A 7,460-nucleotide genomic window follows, 5' to 3' on the forward strand; every position below is an offset into this window, starting at 1 on the left:
GGCCGGTATCTCGCACCGGCGCGCGCAGCCGTGCGCGCCGGGAAGCACGACGTCCTCCAGGACCGTGCCGTGACCCTCCGCACCTGGCGCCGTGGCCACCGCTGGTGGCTGCTGCTCGGCTTCGCGGCCGCCTTCGGCTCGTCCTTCGCGCTCCCCGCGGCGGGCGGCATGCTCCTCGCCGGACTCGGCACCGGCCTCCGCCTCAGGGCGGCCTGGCTCGGCCGCCACGAAGCCAGCACCGGCCGGCTCCTGTGGGTCCGTGTGGACTGGCTGTCCGCGCGGGGCGGCCGGCCGACGGGCAAGCGGGTGGCCGGGTACCGGGTCACCGGTCTCGGCGCGGGGGACGCGGCGCCCGGGGGCGGGCGGCGGGCGTAGGGGCGGGTTCCTGCGCCGGGGCCGAGACTCGACCCGTACGTCAGGACTCGCCGGGTGTCGGAGTTCGCAGCCGATTCCCAGAGCTCGGAGGCTCGTCAGGCGGTGCTCAAGGTTCGCTTGGCCAGCTTGTACGCCGGGAGCATCTCCTCGTGTTCCTGGGTGTCGAGGCCCCCGAGGTGGACGACGACGGGCCCGTCCGGGGTGACCGTCACGAAGGCGCGCTCCTTCTTGGTCTCCTCCAGGGCTTCGCTGGTGTAGAGGTACGTGACCTCGGTGCCGGAGACGTCGGAGTCCGAGGAGAACTCGCTGTACTCGGCCTTGCTGGTGTTCCCCTCGGCCGCCACGAACTCCTTGAGCAGCGCCTCCGCGTCGCCGTCCTTCGCACCCGCCTCGCCGGTCCACACGCGCAGGAAGCCGAGGTTCCCGGCCGGCTTGGCGTCGATCTCGCACGCGGCGGTGAACGGGCCCTGGTGCAGCAGCCCCTCGGCCAGCTCGGCCGCGAGCGCGTCCTCCTCGGAACCGCTCCCGCCGTCGGGCGCCCCGGTCTCGACGGCCTCCGGCCGCCACTTCTCGGCGGTGTCGAAGGTGACCGGCAGTTCGCAGGCGGAACCGGCCGCGCCGACGCTGCCGCCGCTCTCGACGGCGTCCTGCGACGATTCCGACTCCCGCCCGGCCTCCGCCTTCACCGACTTGGTGGCGCTCGCCGACGGCTTCGCGTCGCCGTCCTCCGCCGACCCCGAGCACCCGGTCAGCACCCCGGCCAGCAAGGCCACCTGCGCCAGCACCGTCCCCCGTACCGCTCTTCCCACCGTCATCCTCTTCTCCTGGTCAGGGCGGACACGGTAGCGGAGGGGGAGAGGCGGCGTTCGCACGGGTGTGCGGGGTAGCTGCCGGGTTCGGCCCGGGTCCTTGCCGGGAACGTGCTCGGCGGCGCGCCCCGGGTGGGGTGCGCCGCCGGAGCCGCGGTGTCGGACGGGTCAGACCTCCAACTCCGCCTCGATCCGCTTCAACTGGTGCCTGGCCATGGCCAGGTTGGCCCGCTTGGCGTCGAGGACCAGGTAGAGGAAGAGGCCGTTGCCGCCGCGGCCGGTGAGCAGGCGGATCAGGTGGTACGCGTCGGACAGGGTGATCAGGATGTCCTCGATCTCGCCCTTGAGGCCGAGGTGCTCCATGGTGCGCAGCTTGGCGCGGACGACGTCGGTGTTCCCGGCGGCGGCGACGGTGAGGTCGAATCCCTTGCTGCCGCCGATCGTGCCCAGTGCCATGCCGCTGGTGTAGTCGACCAGGGCGACGCCGGTCGCGCCCTCGATGGACGCGAGGGCCTCTTTCAGCGCGGTCTCGGTGTTGGCCATGATGTGCGGTGTCCTTTCAACTCTCATTGGTGGTAGGTGCGTTGGGAGCGGTTCGGGGGGTGGTGCGTGGGGTGGTGGCGCGGGGGGTCCGGCGGGGCATGGTCGACCTGACCGTGGCCTTGGCCGGTGTCTGGGACGAGGCGGCGGCCGTGACGGAGGCGGCTGTCGTGGCGGCGGTCGTGGCCGCGCTCGCGGTCCTGGCCACCGACCGGGCCGGGTTCCTGGCGGCCGACCGGGCGTTGGCCGTGGCCGTGTCGTCCGGCCGGGGCAGGGCGTCCATCAGTTCGCCGATGCGGCCGCCGGCGCGGCGGCCCTCCAGGTGCAGCCGGCCCACGTTGACCCGGTCCTGGGCCAGCAGCGTCAGCACGGCGGAGGAACCCGCCGCGTACGTCGCCACATAGCCGTGGTCGCCGCGCAGCAGCAGTTCGCGGAGCTCGCCCCGGCCGGCGGTGTCCGTCATCCGTACGGCGACGCCGAGCGCGGCGGCGGTGAGCGCCGCCAGGCCCTCCGGTTCCACACCGGGGGTGTCGTGGGCGAGGACCAGCCCGTCCACACTGGCCGCGAGCGCGCCGGTCAACTGGGGTACACGGGCCCTCAACCGGTGCAGTTCGTCGAGGACTTCGGCCTCCGCGGCCATGATCAGTCTCCTCTCGGCGGGACGCTCCCGCTGCCGCTCAAAGGGCCTCCAGCGCATCCCTGAGCCTTTGCAGTAGAGCCACGTCGGGGTCTGGGGTGGTGAGCGGCCAAGGTGGGGCGGGGGGTGATGCCTCGCTTCCGGCCGCGGGTCCGGCAGCCGTGTCACGGTCCGGATCGGCCGACGGGGCGGGGCCGGAGTGGGTGACGGGGGCGAGCCCCTGACGGGTGGCGGGGACGTGGTCCGGGCGGGTCGGGACCGGTGGGGTTCTCGCCGGGCTGCGCCGGGTCGCGGATATGAGGCCCGCGGCCGTCAGCCGCCGTACGTCCACGAGGGTGTGGAAGGCCGGGCGCCCCAGGGTCAGGGAGATCTCGGCGACCGTGCGGACACCGTTCACCTGGCCGAGCACGGCCCCCTGGCGGGCCGGGACCGGTGGGACGTCCAGGCCGGCGGACCTGACCAGCGGGGCCTCGTCCGTCGCCGGGTCGGGCCAGATACGGTGCAGCAGGTCGCGGCGGCGCTGGGCCTCACGCTCCACGGCGGCCACCGGTACCGGGCGGATCGGTCCCAGCCAGTGCGCGGCCCCGTAACGGAAGCTGGCCTGCGCGCTGCTCGGGCCGAGGACGAAGTACGCCGCGTCGAAGAGCGCCCCCGCGTGGCACAGCTCCAGCGCGCCCCGGGTGACCCACCCGCTGTCCACGAGGAACCGCCCGACCCGCAGCCCGGCCCCGGCCGTGTCGACCGCCTCCCGCCAGCCGTCGCCGTCCAGGACGCCGCCGGTGGTGAGGAGCACGTCCAGGCCCGGCGACCGGGGGCTCTCGGCATGGACGACCTCACCCTCGGACAGATACAGCGAACCGCTCTCGCGCAGCAGTACGCCGGTGGCCCGCTCGGCGGCGAGCCGGCGCAGCATCGGGGCGACGGCCTGCCGGAAGTGCTCGCCCCGCACGGGCGGCGGGGGCGCCGGTGTCGTGATCACGCTCATGCCAGCACCAGCCGCCCCGCCATCTCCCCGAGCCGGATCCGGGCCAGCGCGAGGTTGCCGTCCGAACGGGCCAGCCACAGATGCAGGAACACACTGCTGTCGAACGTCGTCCGCACGAACCGCAGCACGTGGTACGTGTCCCGGTTGCTGACGATCAGGTCCTCGACCGGCAGCTCCGCCCCGGACCAGTCGGAACCCTCCTCCGGCGCGAACGCCCGGTGTTCCGCCGCCAGCCGCGCCAGTTCCGCCGCCTCCGCCGCGGTCGTCTCGTGGTCACCGCCGGGTGCCTCCCCGACCGTGCCCAGCGCCAGCCCGCTGGTCCAGTCGACCACTGCGGCGCCCAAGGCACCGGGCAGCCTCATGGCCTCCACCAGACACTCGTCGATTCCGGGCACCGTGGCTCCCCTCCTGCCTGCGGTTCGGCTGAGTGACGCAGACGCTACGCAACGTGTGCGCGAGGGGTGAGGGATCTGGCATTTTCCAGCGGAACATGCGGAGAGGTGACTAAGGTAGGTCGACTTGCCTGGTTTTCACCGCTGTTGGGGCCCAGGCGCCCAGCAGTGCGCTGAGGTGGGCATATGCGGCCGACCCGCATGCCCAGCGTGGGCGAGGCGCCGGGCGTCAATCATTCTGGGGGGCTTGAGGGGCGTGCGAGAGGGAGCAGTTGTCACTGCCGGGCGCGCTCGGGCAACCCAGGGGCGCGGGGAACTGCGCGACCAGCCACGGCCAACCTGCAGCCGCCGCCCCACAGTTCCCGCCCGAACTCGAAGGCGCGTGTCAGAGCCCGAGTAGCCCCGACCTCTCGACTCCCCCCGCTTCCGCCACGATCTCCTCCACGGTCTGCGCCTTCCGGACCACCGCGAACCGCATCTCCCTCTCCCCGGGCACGTACCCGTAAATCCCGGGCCGCGGCAGAGAGTTGTACGCGTAGTGGTGCGCGAAGCAATACGCGCCGGTGTCCAACGCGGCGGCGTAGTCCCCCGGCTCGAACAACGGCAGCGAACGCCCCTCCGCCAGCAGGTCCCCCGCGAAGCAGGCGGGCCCCGCCACGTCCTGCACCACCGCCGGCCCGCTCTTCACCCGGCCCTTCCCGTCGTACGCCGCGATCCGCAAGGGCCATGCCCCCGGCGCGTACACCGTCCGCGTCGCCACCTGTACCCCGGCATGGGTGACCGCGATGGCCCGCCCGCCCGCGCTCTTGGTGTACTCCACGCGGGCGACGATCGTCCCGTGCTTCGCGAGCAGCGACCTCCCGAACTCGGTCACCAGCCCATACCGCCCGTCGAACAGCCCCGGCACCGCCTCCGCCAGCAGCCGCGCGTACTGCTCGTACGTCGGTGTCGCCGCCTCCGACGCGAAGTTCACCGGCAGCCCGCCGCCGATGTCGATCGTGTCGATCTGCTGCCGCCCGATCCGCCGGTTGATCTCCTCCGCCAGCTCGTACGTCTCGGTGATCCCCCGTGTCATCAGCGACAGCGGCATCCCCTGAGACCCGGTGTGCGCGTGCAGCCGGCTCAGCCAGGGGCGGTCCAGATACGCCCTGACGACCCACTCCCGGGCGCCCTCGTCCCGGAGCGCCACCCCGAACTTCGACGTGGCCGTCGCCGTGGACAGCGCGTCGATCGCACCGCCGCCGACCTGCGGGTTCACCCGGATGCCGATCGGGGAACGGGTGGTGGCCGACCGGACGAGCGCGTCGATGCGGCCCAGCTCCTGCGGGTTGTCCGCGTTGACCGCGATACCCAGCGCCAGCGCCTCCCGCAGCTCGGCCGGGGTCTTGGCGGGCGAGTCGAGCACGGTCCGCTTCGGCGACACCCCGGCCGCCCGCGCCAGGGCCAGCTCCCCGGCGCTCGCCACCTCCGCCCCGATCCCCGCCTCGCGCAGCAGCCGTAGTACGGGCACGAGCGGCGTCGCCTTCACCGCGAACGCGTGCAGCACGGGCGTACCGGGCGCCGTCACCGCGTCGAACGCCCTCCGCAGCGCCCCCGTCGAGGCCCGGATCCCGGTCACGTCGAGGAGGGCGACGACCGGGGTGCCGGGGCCGAGCAGTCCCTGCTCCACCGCCGCCCGCACGGCCTCGTCGCGCCGGGCGGCCCGTTCGCCGTCGGTGTCGAACAGCCGCAGCGTGCGCTCGCTGTCCTCCTCGTCCTGCGGGTGGGCCCGGCCCCCGGCCGGCCCGTCCCCCACGGTCCCGTTCGTCACGTCTCCCCTCTCTTCCCCCGTTGTCGTGTAGTCGTCCGAGCCCATAGGGCCAGTGTGTCCAGCCAAACATCCGCGGCGCGCCGTCGCTGGCCCTACCGCCGTATTGACTAGCTCTATTCATCAAGTCAGGATGTGAATAGTTGCTGTATAGCGAGGAGGCAGACCGTGTCAGGACCCCGCCCCGTTCGAGCGCCGCGCGGTACGGAACTCAGCACCCTGGGCTGGCAGCAGGAAGCCGCCCTGCGCATGCTGCAGAACAACCTCGACCCCGAGGTCGCCGAGCACCCCGACAAGCTCGTCGTCTACGGCGGCACGGGCAAGGCCGCCCGTGACTGGCGCTCCTTCGACGCCATGGTCCGCACCCTGCGGACCCTCAAGCAGGACGAGACCATGCTCGTCCAGTCCGGCCGCCCCGTCGGTGTCATGCAGACCCACGAGTGGGCGCCCCGCGTCCTCATCGCCAACTCCAACCTCGTCGGCGACTGGGCCAACTGGGAGGAGTTCCGCCGGCTGGAACAGCTCGGGCTGACCATGTACGGGCAGATGACCGCCGGTTCCTGGATCTACATCGGCACCCAGGGCATCCTCCAGGGCACCTACGAGACCTTCGCCGCCGTCGCCGCCAAGAAGTTCGACGGCACCCTCGCCGGGACCATCACCCTCACCGCCGGTCTCGGCGGCATGGGCGGCGCCCAGCCCCTCGCCGTGACCATGAACGACGGCGTCGCGATCTGTATCGACTGCGACCCGCGCGCCATCGAGCGCCGCATCGAACACCGCTACCTGGACGTGAAGGCCGACTCGCTCGACCACGCCCTCCAACTGGCGGTCGAGGCCCGTGACGCCCGCCGCCCTCTCTCCATCGGCGTCCTCGGCAACGCGGCCGACCTCCTCCCGCAGATCCTCGCCATGGGCGCCCCCATCGACATCGTCACCGACCAGACCTCCGCCCACGATCCGCTGGCGTATCTGCCGGTGGGCGTGGACTTCGACGACATGGCGTCGTACGCGGCGAAGGACCCGGCCGGGTTCACCACCCGCGCGCGAGAGTCGATGGCCCGGCACGTCGAGGCCATGGTCGGCTTCCTGGACGCGGGTGCCGAGGTCTTCGACTACGGCAACTCCATCCGCGGCGAGGCCCAGCTCGCCGGGTACGAGCGGGCGTTCGCCTTCCCCGGCTTCGTCCCCGCCTACATCCGGCCGCTGTTCTGCGAGGGCAAGGGCCCCTTCCGGTGGGCCGCCCTCTCCGGCGACCCCGCCGACATCGCCAAGACCGACAAGGCGATGCTCGACCTCTTCCCCGAGAACGAGTCCCTCCACCGCTGGATCAAGATGGCCGGGGAACGCGTCCACTTCCAGGGCCTCCCGGCGCGTATCTGCTGGCTCGGCTACGGCGAGCGGGACAAGGCCGGTGAGCGGTTCAACGACATGGTGGCGAGCGGGGAGCTGGCGGCACCGTTGGTGATCGGCCGCGACCACCTGGACGCCGGCTCCGTCGCCTCCCCCTACCGCGAGACCGAGGCCATGCTCGACGGCTCCGACGCGATCGCCGACTGGCCGCTGCTGAACGCGATGGTCAACGTGGCGTCCGGGGCGTCCTGGGTGTCCCTGCACCACGGTGGTGGCGTGGGCATGGGCCGGTCGATCCACGCCGGTCAGGTGACCGTGGCGGACGGCACGAAGCTCGGCGGGGAGAAGCTCCGGCGTGTACTGACCAACGACCCCGGGATGGGTGTGATCCGGCACGTCGACGCGGGCTACGACATCGCGGAGTCCGTCGCCGACGACCGGGGCGTACGGGTGCCGATGCGCGAGGGCGGCGACGCGTGATCCGGAGCGAAGGGGGACAGGGCGCGGACGCCTCGGTGGGGGCTGACGCCTCGCCGCCGTCCACGCGTCCGGCCGCGCCGGG

The 7,460-nt window shown here is 72.8% G+C and carries 8 protein-coding genes; 2 read left to right on the forward strand and 6 right to left on the reverse strand.

What is annotated here, in order from left to right:
• Positions 1-375 (forward strand): hypothetical protein (locus tag AWZ10_RS15990; RefSeq protein WP_060891389.1); only part of this gene is annotated, 375 nt, incomplete at its 5' end.
• Positions 376-470: 95 nt separating this feature from the next.
• On the opposite strand, the gene AWZ10_RS15995 is transcribed toward AWZ10_RS15990, so the two are convergent.
• The 6 genes from AWZ10_RS15995 to AWZ10_RS16020 form a co-directional block, all read right to left on the reverse strand.
• The gene (locus AWZ10_RS15995; RefSeq protein ID WP_060891390.1) at positions 471-1,190 is read right to left on the reverse strand and encodes a lipoprotein; all 720 of its coding nucleotides are present in this window, start codon (positions 1,188-1,190) and stop codon (positions 471-473) included.
• A 162-nt stretch (positions 1,191-1,352) separates the two neighbouring features.
• A complete protein-coding gene (locus tag AWZ10_RS16000) occupies positions 1,353-1,727 on the reverse strand; it encodes a roadblock/LC7 domain-containing protein (protein WP_046709337.1) in 375 nt (124 codons plus the stop codon).
• Between the two features lie 16 nt (positions 1,728-1,743).
• Entirely contained in the window at positions 1,744-2,364 is a 621-nt protein-coding gene (locus AWZ10_RS16005) for a roadblock/LC7 domain-containing protein (protein ID WP_060891391.1), read from the reverse strand.
• 37 nt (positions 2,365-2,401) lie between these two features.
• The gene (locus tag AWZ10_RS16010) at positions 2,402-3,346 is read right to left on the reverse strand and encodes a hypothetical protein (RefSeq protein ID WP_060891392.1); all 945 of its coding nucleotides are present in this window, start codon (positions 3,344-3,346) and stop codon (positions 2,402-2,404) included.
• Complete coding sequence (locus AWZ10_RS16015; protein ID WP_046706228.1) at positions 3,343-3,741, reverse strand: hypothetical protein; 399 nt, start codon at positions 3,739-3,741, stop codon at positions 3,343-3,345. Before AWZ10_RS16015 ends, AWZ10_RS16010 begins: the two co-directional genes overlap by 4 nt.
• A gap of 382 nt (positions 3,742-4,123) precedes the next feature.
• Positions 4,124-5,593, reverse strand: a complete 1,470-nt coding sequence (locus tag AWZ10_RS16020; RefSeq protein WP_244172501.1) for a type III PLP-dependent enzyme domain-containing protein — start codon at positions 5,591-5,593, stop codon at positions 4,124-4,126.
• A gap of 120 nt (positions 5,594-5,713) precedes the next feature.
• Between AWZ10_RS16020 and hutU the strand changes: the two genes are divergently transcribed.
• Complete coding sequence (gene hutU / locus AWZ10_RS16025) at positions 5,714-7,378, forward strand: urocanate hydratase (protein WP_046706229.1); 1,665 nt, start codon at positions 5,714-5,716, stop codon at positions 7,376-7,378.
• The last annotated feature ends 82 nt before the right edge of the window (positions 7,379-7,460 follow it).

Origin of the sequence: Streptomyces europaeiscabiei, assembly GCF_001550375.1 — a bacterium.
Classification (GTDB): domain Bacteria; phylum Actinomycetota; class Actinomycetes; order Streptomycetales; family Streptomycetaceae; genus Streptomyces; species Streptomyces europaeiscabiei.

Coding starts and splice junctions, on each gene's coding strand:
- AWZ10_RS15995 (WP_060891390.1), bottom strand. CDS start 1,190: ATGACGGTGGGAAGAGCGGTACGGGGGACGGTGCTGGCGCAGGTGGCC.
- AWZ10_RS16000 (WP_046709337.1), bottom strand. CDS start 1,727: ATGGCCAACACCGAGACCGCGCTGAAAGAGGCCCTCGCGTCCATCGAG.
- AWZ10_RS16005 (WP_060891391.1), bottom strand. CDS start 2,364: ATGGCCGCGGAGGCCGAAGTCCTCGACGAACTGCACCGGTTGAGGGCC.
- AWZ10_RS16010 (WP_060891392.1), bottom strand. CDS start 3,346: ATGAGCGTGATCACGACACCGGCGCCCCCGCCGCCCGTGCGGGGCGAG.
- AWZ10_RS16020 (WP_244172501.1), bottom strand. CDS start 5,593: ATGGGCTCGGACGACTACACGACAACGGGGGAAGAGAGGGGAGACGTG.